The organism is Serratia marcescens, assembly GCF_029846115.1.
GTDB classification, from domain to species: Bacteria; Pseudomonadota; Gammaproteobacteria; order Enterobacterales; family Enterobacteriaceae; genus Serratia; species Serratia marcescens_L.
In genome coordinates, this window is the sequence record NZ_JARVZZ010000001.1 from 3955411 (window position 1) to 3970892 (window position 15482).

Annotated in this window: 14 protein-coding genes; 3 read left to right on the forward strand and 11 right to left on the reverse strand. The window is 59.9% G+C overall.

Annotated elements, in window-relative coordinates; genetic code table 11:
- Positions 1-157: 157 nt before the first annotated feature.
- Positions 158-826 (forward strand): prepilin peptidase, encoded by a 669-nt coding sequence (locus tag QDT79_RS18835; RefSeq protein ID WP_308316911.1) that lies wholly within the window; start codon positions 158-160, stop codon positions 824-826.
- Here QDT79_RS18835 and QDT79_RS18840 read toward each other — a convergent pair.
- From QDT79_RS18840 to chaB, 10 genes are all read right to left on the reverse strand, one after another.
- The gene (locus QDT79_RS18840; protein WP_063990228.1) at positions 823-2433 is read right to left on the reverse strand and encodes a hypothetical protein; all 1611 of its coding nucleotides are present in this window, start codon (positions 2431-2433) and stop codon (positions 823-825) included. The genes QDT79_RS18835 and QDT79_RS18840 overlap by 4 nt on opposite strands.
- 231 nt (positions 2434-2664) lie before the next feature.
- Positions 2665-4239, reverse strand: coding sequence for an ABC transporter substrate-binding protein (locus tag QDT79_RS18845; RefSeq protein WP_308316912.1), 1575 nt, complete (start codon positions 4237-4239; stop codon positions 2665-2667).
- 132 nt (positions 4240-4371) lie between these two features.
- A complete protein-coding gene (locus QDT79_RS18850) occupies positions 4372-5043 on the reverse strand; it encodes an ABC transporter ATP-binding protein (protein WP_063990230.1) in 672 nt (223 codons plus the stop codon).
- The gene (locus tag QDT79_RS18855; protein ID WP_308316913.1) at positions 5040-5882 is read right to left on the reverse strand and encodes an ABC transporter ATP-binding protein; all 843 of its coding nucleotides are present in this window, start codon (positions 5880-5882) and stop codon (positions 5040-5042) included. Before QDT79_RS18855 ends, QDT79_RS18850 begins: the two co-directional genes overlap by 4 nt.
- Positions 5872-6741, reverse strand: coding sequence for an ABC transporter permease (locus tag QDT79_RS18860; protein ID WP_049202024.1), 870 nt, complete (start codon positions 6739-6741; stop codon positions 5872-5874). Before QDT79_RS18860 ends, QDT79_RS18855 begins: the two co-directional genes overlap by 11 nt.
- Positions 6738-7793 (reverse strand): ABC transporter permease, encoded by a 1056-nt coding sequence (locus QDT79_RS18865; protein WP_107226368.1) that lies wholly within the window; start codon positions 7791-7793, stop codon positions 6738-6740. Before QDT79_RS18865 ends, QDT79_RS18860 begins: the two co-directional genes overlap by 4 nt.
- Positions 7793-9361, reverse strand: coding sequence for an ABC transporter substrate-binding protein (locus QDT79_RS18870; protein WP_107226369.1), 1569 nt, complete (start codon positions 9359-9361; stop codon positions 7793-7795). The genes QDT79_RS18865 and QDT79_RS18870 overlap by 1 nt, the downstream gene beginning before the upstream one ends.
- Positions 9362-9537: 176 nt before the next feature.
- The gene (gene cbl / locus QDT79_RS18875; protein ID WP_308316914.1) at positions 9538-10491 is read right to left on the reverse strand and encodes an HTH-type transcriptional regulator Cbl; all 954 of its coding nucleotides are present in this window, start codon (positions 10489-10491) and stop codon (positions 9538-9540) included.
- 302 nt (positions 10492-10793) lie between these two features.
- Positions 10794-11489, reverse strand: a complete 696-nt coding sequence (locus QDT79_RS18880; protein WP_063990234.1) for a gamma-glutamylcyclotransferase — start codon at positions 11487-11489, stop codon at positions 10794-10796.
- 251 nt (positions 11490-11740) lie between these two features.
- Positions 11741-11968 carry a putative cation transport regulator ChaB gene (gene chaB / locus QDT79_RS18885; RefSeq protein WP_063990235.1) on the reverse strand — a complete coding sequence of 76 codons (228 nt, stop codon included), beginning with the start codon at positions 11966-11968 and terminating at the stop codon, positions 11741-11743.
- Between the two features lie 130 nt (positions 11969-12098).
- On the opposite strand from chaB, the gene QDT79_RS18890 reads away from it, so the two are divergent.
- Entirely contained in the window at positions 12099-12917 is an 819-nt protein-coding gene (locus QDT79_RS18890) for a siderophore-interacting protein (protein WP_063990236.1), read from the forward strand.
- Positions 12918-13211: 294 nt separating this feature from the next.
- Positions 13212-14315 (forward strand): sodium-potassium/proton antiporter ChaA, encoded by a 1104-nt coding sequence (chaA, locus tag QDT79_RS18895; RefSeq protein ID WP_063990237.1) that lies wholly within the window; start codon positions 13212-13214, stop codon positions 14313-14315.
- 37 nt (positions 14316-14352) lie between these two features.
- Here chaA and lpxO read toward each other — a convergent pair whose 3' ends face one another.
- Complete coding sequence (gene lpxO, locus QDT79_RS18900; protein WP_063990238.1) at positions 14353-15255, reverse strand: lipid A hydroxylase LpxO; 903 nt, start codon at positions 15253-15255, stop codon at positions 14353-14355.
- Positions 15256-15482: the final 227 nt, after the last annotated feature.

The following is a 15482-nucleotide window of genomic DNA, read 5'->3' on the forward strand; positions in this document are numbered from 1 at the left end:
GCTGCGCGCCACCGCGCATGGCAGTGTATCACTCTGCAACACGTAAAGTGGCGATGCGTACGACTGCGCATTCCTCACAACCCCCCGCATTTCACCCCGATGAAATACGCATTTTGCCGTTATTTTAACCCTCTGTTTCACAACTGACGGAGTCTTGATGTTTCTTTCCTCACTCTGGCACGCGCTGTTTTTCACCGCGCTGATTTCGGCAGGTGTGGTCGCCTTCGCGCTCATCACCCGGTTGGAGCGAACGGCGGCCGTGCGCGCCAGCCCGCCGAGATTGCGCCGTCGCAGCCTGCTGCTGACGGCCCTGGGTTTGGCGTTGGCGGCGCTGCCCTTTGACCTGCCGACAGCACATCGGCTGTGGTTACCGCCGGCCGCGGCGCTGCTGATCGCCCTGGCCTGGCTAGACTGGCGCCACCGGTGGCTGCCGGACCGGCTAACCCAGCCGCTGCTGTGGGGCGGGCTGCTGTGCAATCTTGACGCTCGCTGGGCGCCGCTGGACGACGCAGTTATCGGCGCTGCGGCCGGTTACGGGGCGCTGTGGCTACTCAACGCGCTTTATCGTCAGGTGCGGCGGCGTGACGGCATCGGCCAGGGCGATTTCAAACTGCTGGCGGCGCTGGGCGCCTGGCTCGGTTGGACGCTGTTGCCGCTGTTGGTCTGTCTGGCGGCAGCGTTCGGGTTAGGCATGGCATTGGCGCGCGGCGCTCGCCAGCGCCGCGGCTGGCGAGCGCCGCAACCTTTCGGTATCGCCCTGGCGGCGGCCGGCTGGCTGCTGCTGTTGACAGACGCCGGCCAGAATGCGCAGACGTTGTTCGGTTAGGTCTTCAGCGTCTCGATCAGCCGATTGAGCAACCCGGCTACTTCTGCCGTGCTGGCCGTTGCCGGATTGGCCAGTGGCTGGATCACCGCGAGTCTGGTCGTGGATAACACCTCATCGCTGCGAATTTCCAACGCATCGGAGGGGGGCGCGCTCAACGAAGCGCCGTCCGGCCGCCAGTAGCTGCCGCGCGTAGTCTGCACCTGATAACTGCCAAAACCGAAATCTTTCTCGACGCGGTAATATATTTCGCAGCTCAACGGCCCGGTGCGCCGCAACATAAAGGCGCTTTTCGCGCTATAGCTGCCTTTATTGACGACAAAGGCGGTCGCCTGCGAAGACAGATCGAACGTGATATATAAATCGCACGCCAGCACCTTGGTGCTTACGCCCTGTTGAAGCGTAATGTGCGTTGTGGGTTGCCGATCCGGCGCGGTCAGGGTGCCTAAAAAAGTCCACGATGGCTGCTTCGAGATGTTGCGCGGCAAATGATTGCTGGTGGAATAAGGGGCAATTCCTCGCTCGCCCAGGCTGTACATCGCTTCGACACCGCTTAAAAACGACGTAACGTCGACGGTGCTTTTGCCGGCCACCGGGACGCCGCCGTTATAGACGTTACTGAAGGTTACCTCGGTATTGTTGTTGCAGGTGGCAATCGCCACCGGGAAAGGCGTCTTGGAACCGCTGTAAAGATTCAACTGACCGATATCCCAACGGGATTCGTTGATAAATCGGCACAGCGCACCTCCGCTTTCCACATTCTGCGCGTCCTGGATATTGATATTGCCTATCGTGCCCTGGGCAAAGTTGGTGGACAACACGCTGACATTGGCGGCGCGCTGCGTGTTGCGGTTCTCGCAGCCCAACGAATTGATCGTGCCGTTAAAATCTTTGAAATAGTAGATATCGCCGATGCAGTCATCCGCGGCCAATGAGCCGACCGTAGAGTAGAACCCTGAAATTCTGAACGCAGTGCCTTTGGCGCGAGCGGCGTAGAGCCCGTCGATAAAATTGGTGGTGCCGGACTTGTTCATCCACAGCACCCCATCGCCCGGGCGATTGGCGTTAGCTTCCATCTGCACGTTCACCAGCCAGTTAATGAACATGTCGCCCGAGACAAACAGCGAATAACCGCCAACCTTGGTGTAGATGTCACGGATATCAAACTTCGTCATATTGAGATCGCTGAACCACACGCCGTGGGTATCGTCTGCGCCGGTATCATCCCGCAACGTCAAGCCGTGCAGCGTCAGATTGGCGAAGCCTTTCACCACGATCACCGCTTTCTTGGTTTCGCCTTGTTCATTGGTATAACTGCTGTCCGCGGTCTTGACGATTTTGGTCGCCCGCCCCAATCCGACCACCCGCAAACCGATGCCGCCGTAGATGTCCGTTGTCGTCTGAATCAGTACGTGCCCGGCGACCGTATACACCCGTTTGCCCAGGGACAACGTACCGCCGGCTTGCAGCGCCGCCGCCGCCGCTTTGTTGATCGCCGGCCCCCAGTTGCTTCCGTCGCTGTCCTGATAAAACTGTTCCGGCGTCACAACCTCACCGGTGGCGAGCAAGGTTGCGGCGCGCTCCACTGAAGCGTTTCCGTTATTGTCCATAATATCTCCTGACGTGATGTGTCCGCATCATTGCGAACGACCGCGCTGAAAGGCGTAAACAACGCCGCCTTTCAGCGCCAATCTATCACCGTCACATGAGCACGTTATGAAATTTCATTTTATTTCACCTTGATACAACATCTCGCGCTTCGTGGTTGCAACAGCATGCGATTTCACACGCTGTCGGCCTTTGGCGCGCCAGAAACCCCGGCCAGGCGCGGGGCGCTGCCGCTACTTACTCACCCGGTCCAGATACAGCATGCTGTTGGCGATATCCAGCCGGGCGCCTTCAACGTTGTCGCGCAATGCCACCAGCGTTTGCCCCTGCAGCGCGACCACATAGGGCGAACTGGCCTGCAGTTCCCGTTGCAACGTGACGTAACGAGCGCTGCGCGCGGCGCTGTTGCCCTCTGCGGCCGCGGCACGCGTTTCCGCGCTGATGGCGGGAATGCCCCACTGGGTGCGCCAGGCCAGGGTTTTCGGCCCACCGGGCACGTTGTAGGCAAAGGCGCTGGCGTTGGTGTTCGGATCCAGGTAGTCGGCGCCCCAGTAGGTGAAGATCGCCTGAAAATCGCGGCCGCGCATCTTGCCCCACAGATCGCTTTCCACCACCGGATGGATATCCAACCGCAGCCCGGCCTGCGCAAAGCTGGCCTGCAACGCCTGCGCGATATCGGTGTACGGCGGCTGGTTGATGACGATAAGATCGATGCGAGTACCTTCAGCAATGCCGGCCTCGCGCAGGATCTGTTTGGCTTTGTCCACGTCGAGCTTAAACGGCCGATCGTCGAGCGCACCGTCCAATCCCTCCGGCAAGAAGGCCTGATGCACGCGATATTGCCCTTTCAGCAACTGCTCGGCGATGCTCTGATAATCCACCAGCCAACGCGCCGCCTGCCACAGCGCCGGATTGCCCAACGCCGGGTTGTCTTTGCTGCCGGTGTTGAAACCGAGGTAATAGATTCGGGGCGCATCGGCCTGCTCGATGCGCACACCAGACGCATTGCGCAGCGAGTCGAACTGATCGGCGCCCAGATCGTAGGCCACGTCGGCATCCCCTTTCAGCAACAGCAAGCGGCGGGTACCGGCGTCACTGACGTTCTTGAACAACACCGTTTTCAGCCGGGCCGGCGACGGCGCATAGTCGTTGCGGCCAAACAGCAGCGCCTCGTGCGGCACATAGTTGTTTACCCGATACGGACCGCCGCCGGCGGAATGGCTGCGCAGCCAGGCATTGCCGTAGTCCCCCTGCTGTGCGTGCTCGTGCAGCAGCTTCTCATCCACGATCGAGGCCACGTTCGCCGTCAGCAGCCGCAGCGCCAGCTCGCTGCCGATGTTGGCGGGCCAACGAAGTTGCACCTGGTTATCCCCCACCTTCTTCAACTGCTGCTCAACGTTATCCGGCGTCCAGCCAAACTCACCGAGAATAAACGACGGCGCCTTGTTCAGCTTCACCGCGCGAACCAGCGAGAAAATGACGTCTTCGGGCCGTAGCGGATTGCCGGAAGCGAAGCGTTGCTGCGCTTTCAGGGTAAAGGTCAGGCTGCGGCCATCGGCGCCCGCTTGCCAACTGCCTGCGGCGTCCGGCGCCAGCTTTTGCGGCGCGGCGCGATCCGGCGCCACCAGGCGCTGATAGAGGTTGACCAGGTTGGCCGAGCTGACGGTTTCAAAGCTCTCCGCCGGATCGAGGCTGATAATGCCCTCCAGCGAACTGACCACCACCAAGGTATCCTGCGGGGTAGCGGCCTGCGCACCGGAAGCGGCCGCCAGCGCGCCATATAATAAGGTTGGGATTAACCGTTTCATCGCTACACTCTCCACAATCACGCGGTTGCGCTGTTTGTCGAGTGTAGGGGGTAAGAATTAACGGAAGAACGACGATAAATTGCTTTATTTATTACCACGATGGATATGCCCGCCGCGTTGGCGGGCATAGGGTCAAACGATGATGCGGCCGTGCGCCATCGCCACCGAACGATCGCACATGTGGTCGATCACGTCCGCATCGTGGCTGACCAGCACCATAGTCAGATCGCCCGCCTGTTTCAGCTCGTTGAGCAGGTTGAGGATCTCCGCCTGCACCGACATGTCCAACGCCGAAGTCGGTTCATCCAGCAACAGCAGCTTCGGCCGCAGCAACAATGCGCGCACGATCGCCACGCGCTGCCGCTGGCCGCCCGACAGCTGATGCGGGTAGCGATCCAGCAGGCGCGGATCCAACCCCACCTGGTGAAAGCCCGCGCTGATTTTACGTTCGATGTCGCTTTCCTTCAGCAGTTTGAGCGGCTCCGACAGCGTACGCAAAAGCCGGTGTTTCGGGTGTAGCGAAGCATAGGGATCTTGAAACACCATTTGCACCTCGCGCCGCAGTTCGCCGGTAAACGCCTGCCCCGGCTGCAGCCGCCGCCCCAGCAACTCAAAGCCACCCTGCCAGCTGCCATTCAGCCCGGCCAGCACCCACAGCAACGAGGACTTGCCGCAGCCGGAAGGCCCCACCAGCCCGAAACACTCGCCCGGTTCGATGCGCAGGTTAACCTCATGCACCACGGTGCGCAGTTCATAACCCTGGCGGTGACTGACGCTCAGGTTTTTCAGTGCAATCACGCTCATTTCAAGGTCTCCAACAGCGCGCGATCCAGCACCGGCAACGGTTTGCCGCGCGTCTCGCGGCTCGGCCGGCACGCCCACAGCGTGCGGGTATAAGGGTGCGTGGCCTGCGCCAGCGCTGCCGCCGGCAGTTGATCCAACAGCTCGCCTTTGTACATCACCAGTACCCGCTCGCAGTGGCGCGCCACCTGCTGCAAATCGTGGCTGATCAGGATCAGGCCCATATTGCGTTGCGCCACCAGGTTGTCTATCAGCTGCAGCACCTGATCGCGCATCTGGTGATCCAGTGCCGAAGTCGGTTCGTCGGCAATCAGCAACTGCGGATCGTTGATCAATGCAATGGCCAGCATCACCCGTTGCCCCATGCCGCCGGAGAGCTGATGCGGATAGCGGCGGCACAGCGCCGCCGGCTCGGGCAAGCCCACCGCCGCCAACATATCCAGCACTTTTTCACGCCGCTCGGCGCGACTCAGCTTGGCATGCAGCACCAGCGGCTCCTCCACCTGACGGCCGATAGGCTGATTGGGATTCAGCGCATGCTTGGGATCTTGCATCACCATCGCCACCCGGTCGCCGCGCAGCCGGCTCCACTGGCGCTCGCTCAGGCGCGTTAAGTCTTCATCGCCCAGCGTCAGGCGCTGCGCCTGCAGCTGCAACGGCGGCGGCAATAGCCCCATCAGCGCACGCGCGGTCAACGATTTGCCGGAGCCGGACTCACCGACCAGCGCCAGCCGCTCCCGCCCCATGCTGAACGAAATATTCTTCACCAGCGCCACCGGCTGTGGCCCTGGCACGCCGATCGCCAGCTGTTCGATGGTCAATAAGGTGTTATCAGTGCCCATGACGAGGATCCATTTTGTCGCGCAGGCCATCGCCCAGCAGGTTAAACGCCAGGCTGGCGAACAGGATCGCCCCGCCCGGCGCGGCGGCGACCCACCATTGGTCGAAAATGACTTTACTGCCTTCGGCCACCATCGAGCCCCATTCGGCGGTCGGCGGCGCGACGCCCATGCCGAGGAACCCCAGACCAGCGGCGGACAGGATGATGCCGCCCAGACTCAGCGCCGCGCGCACCACCGCGCTCGGCAGGCATAAAGGCAAAATGTGGCCGACCATCAGCCGCAGCCCGTTGATGCCCTGCATACGCGCCGCCGCCAGGTAGTCGCTGCGGCGCAGCGCCAGGGTTTCGGCCCGCGCCTGGCGGGCAAAGGCCGGCCAACTGGTCAATGCCAGCGCCAGCGCGCCGTTCATCAGCCCTGGCCCCATGACCGCCACGAACGCCAGCGCGATCACCAGGCTCGGCAGCGACAGGAAAATGTCGGTCAGGCGCATCAAAATGCGCTCTACCCAGCCGCCGAGATAACCGGCGCCAATGCCGACCAGCAGACCGATGGGAATGGTCAACACCAGAATCAGCGACACCAGAATCAGCGTCGGCCGCGCGCCGTAAATCACGCGGGAGAGCAAATCGCGGCCAAAGCCATCGGTGCCCAGCCAATGTACGGCGGAAGGCGGCAATAACCGCAGCTCGATATGCTGCAGATTGGGATCGAAAGGCGCCAGCCACGGGGCCAGCAGCGCGGTGACGATCAGAATCGCCACCAGCGCCGCGCCCAGCGTCAGCGTGGTCAGGCGCCGACCGCGGCGGTAACCGACGGCCGGTTCGCTTTGCGGTTCGTGTTCAGAGAGATATTGGCTCATCGGGTTCGCGGATCCACTAAATAGGTCAAGGCGTCGGCCAGCGCATTCAACAGCACGAAACAGCTGCCGATCAGCAGCGTGGCGCCGAGGATCGCCGGCGTGTCGGCGGCAAACAGCGCCGAGGTCAGGTAACGCCCGACGCCGGGCCAGGCGAACACCGTTTCGGTCAATACCGCCCCCTCCAGCAGGCTGGCGTAGGAGAGAGACAGCACGGTGATCAGCGTGCCCAGCACGTTGGGAAACACATGGCGCAGCAGAATGCGCAGGCGTCCGGCGCCCTTGGAACGCGCCAGCGTCACGTATTCCTTGTTGCATTCTTCCAGCATCGCCGCCCGCAGCAGCCGGGTGATGCCCGCCATCGACAGCAACGCCAACGCCACCACCGGTAGCCACAGGTGGCTGATGGCGTTGTAGAACATCTCGCGATCGCCGGACAGCCAGCTGTCGATCAACACGAAACCGCTGCGCGGCTCCATGCTGTACAAGTAGATGTCGTCAAGCCGCCCCGGCCCCGACGACCAGTGCAGCGTGGCGTAGAACAGCAGCAGCCCGAGCAGGCTCAGCCAGAAAATCGGCACCGAATAACCGATCAGCGACAGCAGACGCGCCGCGTTATCCAGCCAACTGCCCGGTTTGAGCACCGCCAGAAACGCCAGCGTAATGCCGCCGAGGGCGCCGAGGATAATGGCGCAGGTGGCCAGCTCCACCGTCGCCGGGAAGGTACGCAGCAGATCGCTCAACACCGGCTGGGCGGTGATGCGCGAAATGCCCAAATCGCCGTGCGCCAGGTGCACCAGGTAACGCCAAAACTGCACCGGCAACGGTTGATCCAACCCCAGCTCGTGCCGCACCTGCGCATAGGTGGCTTCACTGGCGTGATCGCCCGCCACCTGCAGCGCCGGATCGATCGGCGCCAGGTGCGACAGCATGAAGGTGAACAGCAGCAGGCCAAGCAACGTCAGCGCCAGCGACAGCGCGCCACCGAGCAGCCGCCCGCCCCAGCGCCAATACCGCCGGGCAGCCCCGGCGCTGGCGGACACTTCAGCGGCCATTACTTGCTGACCTTGCTGTAGAACACCATGTCAGGGTTGATGCCCTGCACATAGCCCTTGAGGTTGTCACGCACCGCAATCAGGCTGCGCGCCTGCAGGCCGATGACGAACGGCGAGCTTTGCTGCACCTGTTTCTGCAGTTGCTGGTAATCGGCCACCCGTTTGGCGGTGTCGTTTTCCGCAGTGGCGGCCAGCGTCAGCTTGCTCAGCGCCGGGATCTGCCAGTTGGCGCGCCAGGCCAGCGTCTTGCTGCCGTCTTCCGGGTTGTAGGCGAAGGCTGCGGCATTAGTGTTAGGGTCGAAATAATCCGGCCCCCAGGAAGTCAGCGTCGCATCGTAGTTAAGCGCTTTCACCTTGGTAGAGACCTGCGAACTGATGCCCGGCACCAGTTCGACCTTCACGCCGCCCTGGGCAAAGCTGGCCTGCAGCGCCTGGGCGATATCCAGGTACGGCGGCTGGTTGTTGACGTCCAGACGGAAACTGACGTTGCTGAGCCCCGCTTTGGCCAGTATTTCTTTGGCTTTCTGTGGATTGAAGCTGTACGGCTGATCCTTGAGCGCGCCCAGATAACCGTCCGGCAGGAATGCCTGATGGCTCTGGAACTGCCCTTTGAGCAGATCGTCGGCGATGCCTTTGTAATCGAACAGCCAGCGCGCCGCCTCCCAGAACGCCGGATTGCCGAGCGCCGGCGACGCCTTGGCGTTGAACTGCAGGAAATAAAGTGAGGCGTAAGGAATGGCCAACGGTTTGACGCCCGGCTTGCCCTTCAAGGCCGCCATCTGGTCTGCCCCCAGGTTGCGCGCGATATCGGCATCGCCCTGTTCGATCAGCAAGCGGCGCGCGGCCGGATCGGGCACGTTTTTGATCAGGATGGTTTTCAGCGTCGGCGCCCCTTCCGGCGAACCGGGGTTGGCGTCCAGCACCACCACTTCGTGCGGCACATAGGTGCGGATTTTATAAGGGCCGCTGCCGGCGGAGTGGCTGTTCAACCATTGGTGCCCCAGATCGTCGCCCTGCTGGTGCGCCAGCGCCTCTTTGGCGTCGACGATCGACGATACCGGCGCCGACAGCAGGCTGAGCACGAAGGCCGGGCTGACGTTTTCACTCCAGCTGATTTTCACCTGGTGGTCATCCACCTTGCTCAGGTGTTGCTCCACGTTCTTCGCGTTCCAACCCAGCTGCGTCAGGATAAACGACGGTTCCAGATTGAGTTTTACCACCCGTGAAAGCGAGAAGATCACGTCTTCCGGCCGCAGTGGATTGCCACTGGCGAATTTGGCATCCGGGCGCAGGCTGAAAGTCAGGCTGCGATTGTCGGCGCCGGCCTGCCAGCTGCTGGCCAGGGTCGGCTTGAGATCGATAGGGTTGTGCGGATCGGACTGGATCAGACGTTGATACAGGCTGTTGAACGACTGCACCGTGGTTAACTCAAATCCCTGGGCCGGGTCAAAGCTGACCACGTCATCGATAGACTGCGCGATCACCAGCGTGTTGGCCGGCGTCGCCGCCTGCGCGTTAACGCCGGCCGCCACGGCCAAAAACAGTAAAGAAGGAACGAGCGCTTTCATCTGAAACTCTCCAAGCGGATGGAATTTATAATAATTTCGCGAGTGTATGCGAGCACGATCGGCAGCTGAAGGTACTTAAATCACTATAGATATTCTTTTTATGTATATAGATGGGATTTTGATTATTAGGGGGGGCGATGCAGAATGCGCGGCAGGCGTTGCCTGCCGCTTATCGATTAAATCTGGTAGTCAATCACCGCATCCAACTGCGACGAGAAGACCTTGTCCTTGATTTCGGTCAGCGACAGCGTCGGGTTGCACAGTTGGATAAAGCGCCAGGCATAGTTACGCTGCAGCTGACTGCGTTTCAGGCCCAGCCATACCGTATTGGGTTCAAACAGGTGCTCGGCGTTGAGGCTCACCAACCCGCGATCGCGCTCTTTTTCATACGACATGTCCGCCAGCACGCCCACGCCCAATCCCAGTTCGACGTAGGTTTTAATTACGTCGGAATCCTGCGCGCTAAGCGCGATGTCCGGCGTCAGGCCCGCCGCTTTGAACGCCGCATCCAGCTTCGCGCGCCCGGTAATGCCCTGGCGGTAAGTGATCAGCGGCAAGGTGCTGAGCATCTCCAGCGTCACCTGCGGCTGGCGCGTCAACTCGTGCCCTTCCGGCACCAAAATGGTGTGATGCCAGCGATAGTAAGGGAACGCCGCCAGCGATTCGTCGCTCATCAGCCGTTCGCTGGCGATACCGATATCGGCTTCGCCGGAGGCCAGCATCGAGACGATCTCCTCCGGGCTGCCCTGATTGAGCACCACCCGCACCCGCGGGTAAAGCGCGCGAAACTCTTTGATGACCCCCGGCAGGCTGTAGCGCGCCTGGGTGTGCGTCGTCGCGATATGCAGCTGCCCCGAATCGTTGCTGCTGAAGACGTCCGCCAGGCGACGGATGTTGTTGGCGTCGTTGAGAATGCGTTCCGCCACCACCAGCAGCTCTTTGCCGGGTTCGGTCATGCCCAGCAGCCGCTTACCGCGGCGAATGAATATTTCAATGCCAAGCTCTTCTTCCAGCTCGCGAATATGCCGACTGACGCCGGACTGCGAAGTAAATAAGGTATTGGCGACCTCGGTCAGGTTGTAGTTGCAGCGCGCCGATTCGCGAATAATTTTTAATTGTTGAAAGTTCATCCCCGTCTCCCTGTTTCTTGCGGTAGCGTTTGCCCTATTGATACGGAGTCCCACGGGGCTGAACAAATAAGAAATAACCTTTAGTTATGCAATTTAATACTAAGTGAATTATTTATCGTGACTCTCGGGGTGGGAAGACGGAGGAAAATGATGAATGACTTTAAAAATAACGAGATAAATAACCATACAAAAAAGAAGCCTTAAATAATCATGCAGTATAAAGTTATTAAATAGAGGTATTAGATATATGAAAAAGGGCTCAACATGCTGAGCCCTTTGCTGCCTGCCACATTACCAACGCCTCAGGCCGTGGCCTCGGCTCCGAAAGCGCCGGGGCGGTTCTGCTGCAACCATTGCTGTACATAGCGCACCAGATCGCCAATGCAATCATCCTGCATGCCGTGGTGCTTCAGCTCGTTATCCAGCGCAAACAGGTATTGCGCGTTGGTGCCCAGCGGGCCGCTGGCGCTGGCGATCAATGGCGCGATCACCTGGTGGCTGGTGTCTGCTTCAAACAGCGGATGCTGCGCGTTCATCACGAACACCAGCGCCGTAACGGTCTCTCCGCCATCCAACTGCAGTTCACACCAGGTCGGCACATAGCAATCGGTGATCATCTCGCGCTTCCACAGCAGCTCCAGCTCTTCGCGCAGCTTGCCTTCCGGCAGACGAAACGCCAATCCGGTGGTCTGGCCGCCCTCTTTCAGCGCCAGCATGCGCCCCGGCTGATGCAGCGTGCCACGCCCGGCGGTCAAACGCATGCAGAACGCTCTATGCCAGCCCTGCAGCATGGCAGGCCGCACTTCTTCCGATTCGAAAACCGGATTCCACATCAGCGAACCGTAACCAAACACCCATACCGGGCTGTGATTCGGCCTACGCGATAACGTGCACTCCAACGAGGCTGCGCGCTGCTCAGGCGTCAGCAACAGCGATTCCTCAATAGCGCCAAAGGCGGTTTTGCAATCCGCTTTTTGCAGAAAATCTCGCGTTAACACTGTTACAACCTCCCGGGAATACGATTTCTCGTCCTCCCTCGCCACTACTGAACCTTTGCAATTTTATTTTTTGGTGCGGAATTTTATTAATTCAATAACCGCGCCGATTAATAATGACCATATTCTTTTCCCACCGCGCAATCAAGTTGCAAAGCGGCGTTAACGTGGAAAAGTATTTGTACTGAGCAGCAATAATATTAATTGCCGAGGTCAGCATAACGTCTGCGCGATTTTAGCAGGCCATAAAGGCGTTACTTTTTGTGCCAACGCTCATCGTCGCCCTTGCGATAGCTTTGCTTGACCGCCGCCCAGGCCACCTTGTGCGCCGTCTCCTCCCGGCTGTCGTCACCGCGTCGGTCTTCAGGATCCCGGTATTGTTCCCAGGCGCTGTTGAACGCCTCTTTATAGATCGCCTGCGCATGGGCCGGCAGCACATGCTTCACATTGTCCGGCAAGTCGTTCGTGTCTTGATAGGGCATCACGTCCTCCCGTGCGTATTCCGTGAACCTTAAGCCTAGCTCACACGCAGTTGCGCCTCAATGAGCAAACAATTCTCATTATCAAACGGCATGATATACTCACCGCCAAACGAACTATAAGGAGATCCCCGTGACTACCGAAGCCCCTCGCTCACGCGCCCCCTACCTGATCGCCGTCAGCGCCGTACAGGACATTACGCCGCACCTGCGCCGCATCACCTTTACCGCGCCCGATCTGCGCTACTACCCGGCCAACGCCGCCGCTGCGCACATCAAGGTCTTTTTGCCGCTCGCCGGCCAAACCCAGCCGGATCTGCCGACGCTGACCGAAAACGGTCCGCGCTGGGCCGCGGACGCCGTGCGCCCGATCGTACGCACCTATTCTATTCGCGCGGTGCGCCCGGAACAGGCGGAAGTGGACATCGAATTCGCGATTCACGATCACCAGGGACCGGCGGTCGACTTTGCGCGCCAGGCGAAAGCCGGCGATAAAATCGGCATCAGCAACCCGGGCGGCCCCAAACCGATGCTGCCGGCGGCCGATTTCTACTGCCTGGCGGGCGATCCTTCCTCGCTGCCTGCGTTGGCCGCGCTGCTGGAAAACCTGCCGCCGCACAGCGCCGGACGCGCTTTCGTCCGCGTCGACAGCACCGCTGACGTGATTGACCTGAAAAAACCCGCCGATGTTGAAGTCAATTGGATCGTCGGCAGCACGGAGAAAACCGAGGAACTGATCGCTCAGTTCCGCGCGCAGTCCCTGCCGCAGGGCGAAGCGCACTTCTGGCTCGCCGGTGAAGATCGCCTGGTGGTGGGGTTGCGTCGATATCTGCGCCGTGAACGCCAATGCGATCGCAATCGCCTTTATGCCGTACCTTACTGGCGTGAAGGGCTAAATGAAGAGGGTTACCACAATAAACGGCATGAAATCATGGATAACATTGATGACTGACGGTCTCATTTTCCTTGATTAACCAAGTGGTAAATGAGTAAACACGACTTTTCTCAAATCTAACGTTAAAAATTGGCGTTACTGCGTAAAAGTAAGTAAATAAAACCGCACCCCGTGCGGTTTTTTTGTTACCCTGATCACATAAAGCAAGCAATTGCTTTCTCAGATAAAAACAACATCACACCGGCGCCGTGGGTGTATCCTAATATAAAATACCTACTGGAAACGCAGAGTTGCCGCATCACGGCGACCGGCGCTGACGGGCTACGCTGTTTGAGAAGGAGTGCCACCCTCATGAAGTCGCAACACGATCCTGGCCGATCCACCAAGTCTCGCCATACCGAATACTCGCTGATCTTCCCCATCGCCGCGCTGGTGGTGTTGAATCTGTGGAGCAGCACCACTCACTTTCCGCTGATCGTCGGCATCAACATTCTCGCGCTGGTGGGGATCCTCAGCAGCGCCTTCAGCGTGGTGCGCCACGCCGACGTGCTCGCCCACCGGTTGGGCGAACCCTACGGCTCGCTGATCCTCAGCCTGTCGGTGGTGATCCTCGAGGTCAGCCTGATCTCGGCGCTGATGGCCACCGGCGACGCCGCACCGGCGCTGATGCGCGACACGCTGTACTCCATCATCATGATCGTTTCCGCCGGCCTGGTCGGGTTCGCGCTGCTGCTCGGCGGGCGCAAGTTCGCCACCCAGTACGTCAACCTGGGCGGCATCAAACAGTATCTGATGGCGATTTTCCCGCTGGCGGTGATCGTGCTGGTGTTCCCGAGCGCGCTGCCGGGCGGCAACTTCAGCACCGGGCAAGCGCTGTTGGTCGCGCTGATCTCCGCCGCCATGTATGGCGTGTTCCTGGTGATCCAGACCAAAACTCACCAGAGTCTGTTCGTGTACGAGCATGAAGACGACGATGGCGACCCGCATCACGGCAAGCCCTCTTCCCACAGCAGTGCCTGGCATGCCGCCTGGCTCGTCGTACACCTGATCGCGGTTATCGCCGTCACCAAGTTCAACGCCAATCCGCTGGAAGGCCTGCTGACCAAGATGAACGCGCCAGCGCAGTTCACCGGTTTCCTGGTGGCGCTGCTGATCCTGTCGCCTGAAGGCCTGGGGGCGCTGCGCGCCGTGTTGAACAACCAGGTGCAACGCGCCATGAACCTGTTCTTCGGCTCGGTGCTGGCGACCATCTCCCTGACGGTACCGGCGGTCACCATCATCGCCACCCTGACCGGGCAAACGCTGATCTTCGGCCTGCAGACGCCGCATATCGTGGTGATGCTGACGGTGCTGCTGCTGTGCCAGCTGTCGTTCTCGACCGGCCGTACCAACGTGCTGAACGGCACCGCCCACCTGGCGCTGTTCGCCGCCTACATGATGACTATCTTCGCCTGATCAAAAAGGGGCGCACACCGTGCGCCCCTGTCTTCGTTTATACCGAGAAGAATATCGCCGCGGCGATCCCCCCGAACAAAATCCACTTGATGATGTAATAGCCGGTGCGGTTCCAGGCCTTCAGGCGTTTCCCCACCCGGCGTATCGCATAGATGTATTTGAACATCTTGTTGACGCCGCCGGTGCGATCGCCCTCTTCGTTCGGCGCGGTGGCGGCGCTCATCAGATTACGCCCCAGCCAGTGGTTAACCGCCTGCGCCCAGCGATAACGCATCGGCCGTTCGATGTCGCAGAACAGGATCAGACGGTTCTGCCCACTCTGGTTTTCCGCGTAGTGCAGATAGGTTTCATCGAACATCACGCCTTCCCCATCGCGCCAGCTGTAGCGCTCGCCGTCCACTTCAATAAAGCAGCGGTCATCGTTGGGGGTCATCAGCCCCAGGTGATAACGCAGCGAACCGGCGTAAGGATCGCGGTGGCGCGGCAAACGGCTGCCGTCCGGCAGTTCGGCGAACATCGCCGCCTTGACCGAAGGCAGGCGGCGCAGCAGTTCCGTGGTCTGCGGGCACAGGGTCATGGCCGAAGGATGGCTGTCCTCATACCATTTCAGGTAAAAGCGCTTCCAACCGGTCTTGAAAAACGAGTTGAAACCGGCGTCGTTGAATTGATCGGACGCCTTGATCTGCTGGATCTCCATCAGCTTCTGTCCTTCGTCGCGGATGGTCTCCCAGTTATCTCTCAACACCGCCAGCTCAGGAAACTGCTCCGGCCTCAGATACGGCGTGGTCGGCACACGGGAAAACAGATACATGAAAACGTTCAACGGTGCGGTAAAGGTGGAATGGTCAGACAGCTGCCGCCACACGTTGTAGCGCACCCGTCCGCGGTAATGCACATAGACGACGCATAAAATAAGCAAAATCAGAATGATGTATTTCATGTTTGAATCGCATCAAAGAACCTACACGCTATGCGCCGCGCGGCGCACACCCCAGATAATGTCCTTTTGGCGCCGCAGGCAAATTGCACGCCAATCTGGAACCCATTAATCATTAACGCTAACTCAACGAAAATCTATACAAAAAACCACAATAATTTACACAAAGGTTAAACGAGAGGGGAAATTGCGGAGATAAAAAAGGCCGCCGAAGCGGCCTTTCCATTAGC

Bases quoted from the DNA above. Each gene is read 5' to 3' on its own strand.
- QDT79_RS18845 (WP_308316912.1), bottom strand. From the start codon at position 4,239: ATGAAACGGTTAATCCCAACCTTATTATATGGCGCGCTGGCGGCCGCT.
- QDT79_RS18850 (WP_063990230.1), bottom strand. From the start codon at position 5,043: ATGAGCGTGATTGCACTGAAAAACCTGAGCGTCAGTCACCGCCAGGGT.
- chaA (WP_063990237.1), top strand. From the start codon at position 13,212: ATGAAGTCGCAACACGATCCTGGCCGATCCACCAAGTCTCGCCATACC.
- QDT79_RS18860 (WP_049202024.1), bottom strand. From the start codon at position 6,741: ATGAGCCAATATCTCTCTGAACACGAACCGCAAAGCGAACCGGCCGTC.
- QDT79_RS18855 (WP_308316913.1), bottom strand. From the start codon at position 5,882: ATGGGCACTGATAACACCTTATTGACCATCGAACAGCTGGCGATCGGC.
- QDT79_RS18835 (WP_308316911.1), top strand. From the start codon at position 158: ATGTTTCTTTCCTCACTCTGGCACGCGCTGTTTTTCACCGCGCTGATT.
- chaB (WP_063990235.1), bottom strand. From the start codon at position 11,968: ATGCCCTATCAAGACACGAACGACTTGCCGGACAATGTGAAGCATGTG.
- cbl (WP_308316914.1), bottom strand. From the start codon at position 10,491: ATGAACTTTCAACAATTAAAAATTATTCGCGAATCGGCGCGCTGCAAC.
- lpxO (WP_063990238.1), bottom strand. From the start codon at position 15,255: ATGAAATACATCATTCTGATTTTGCTTATTTTATGCGTCGTCTATGTG.
- QDT79_RS18865 (WP_107226368.1), bottom strand. From the start codon at position 7,793: ATGGCCGCTGAAGTGTCCGCCAGCGCCGGGGCTGCCCGGCGGTATTGG.
- QDT79_RS18840 (WP_063990228.1), bottom strand. From the start codon at position 2,433: ATGGACAATAACGGAAACGCTTCAGTGGAGCGCGCCGCAACCTTGCTC.
- QDT79_RS18870 (WP_107226369.1), bottom strand. From the start codon at position 9,361: ATGAAAGCGCTCGTTCCTTCTTTACTGTTTTTGGCCGTGGCGGCCGGC.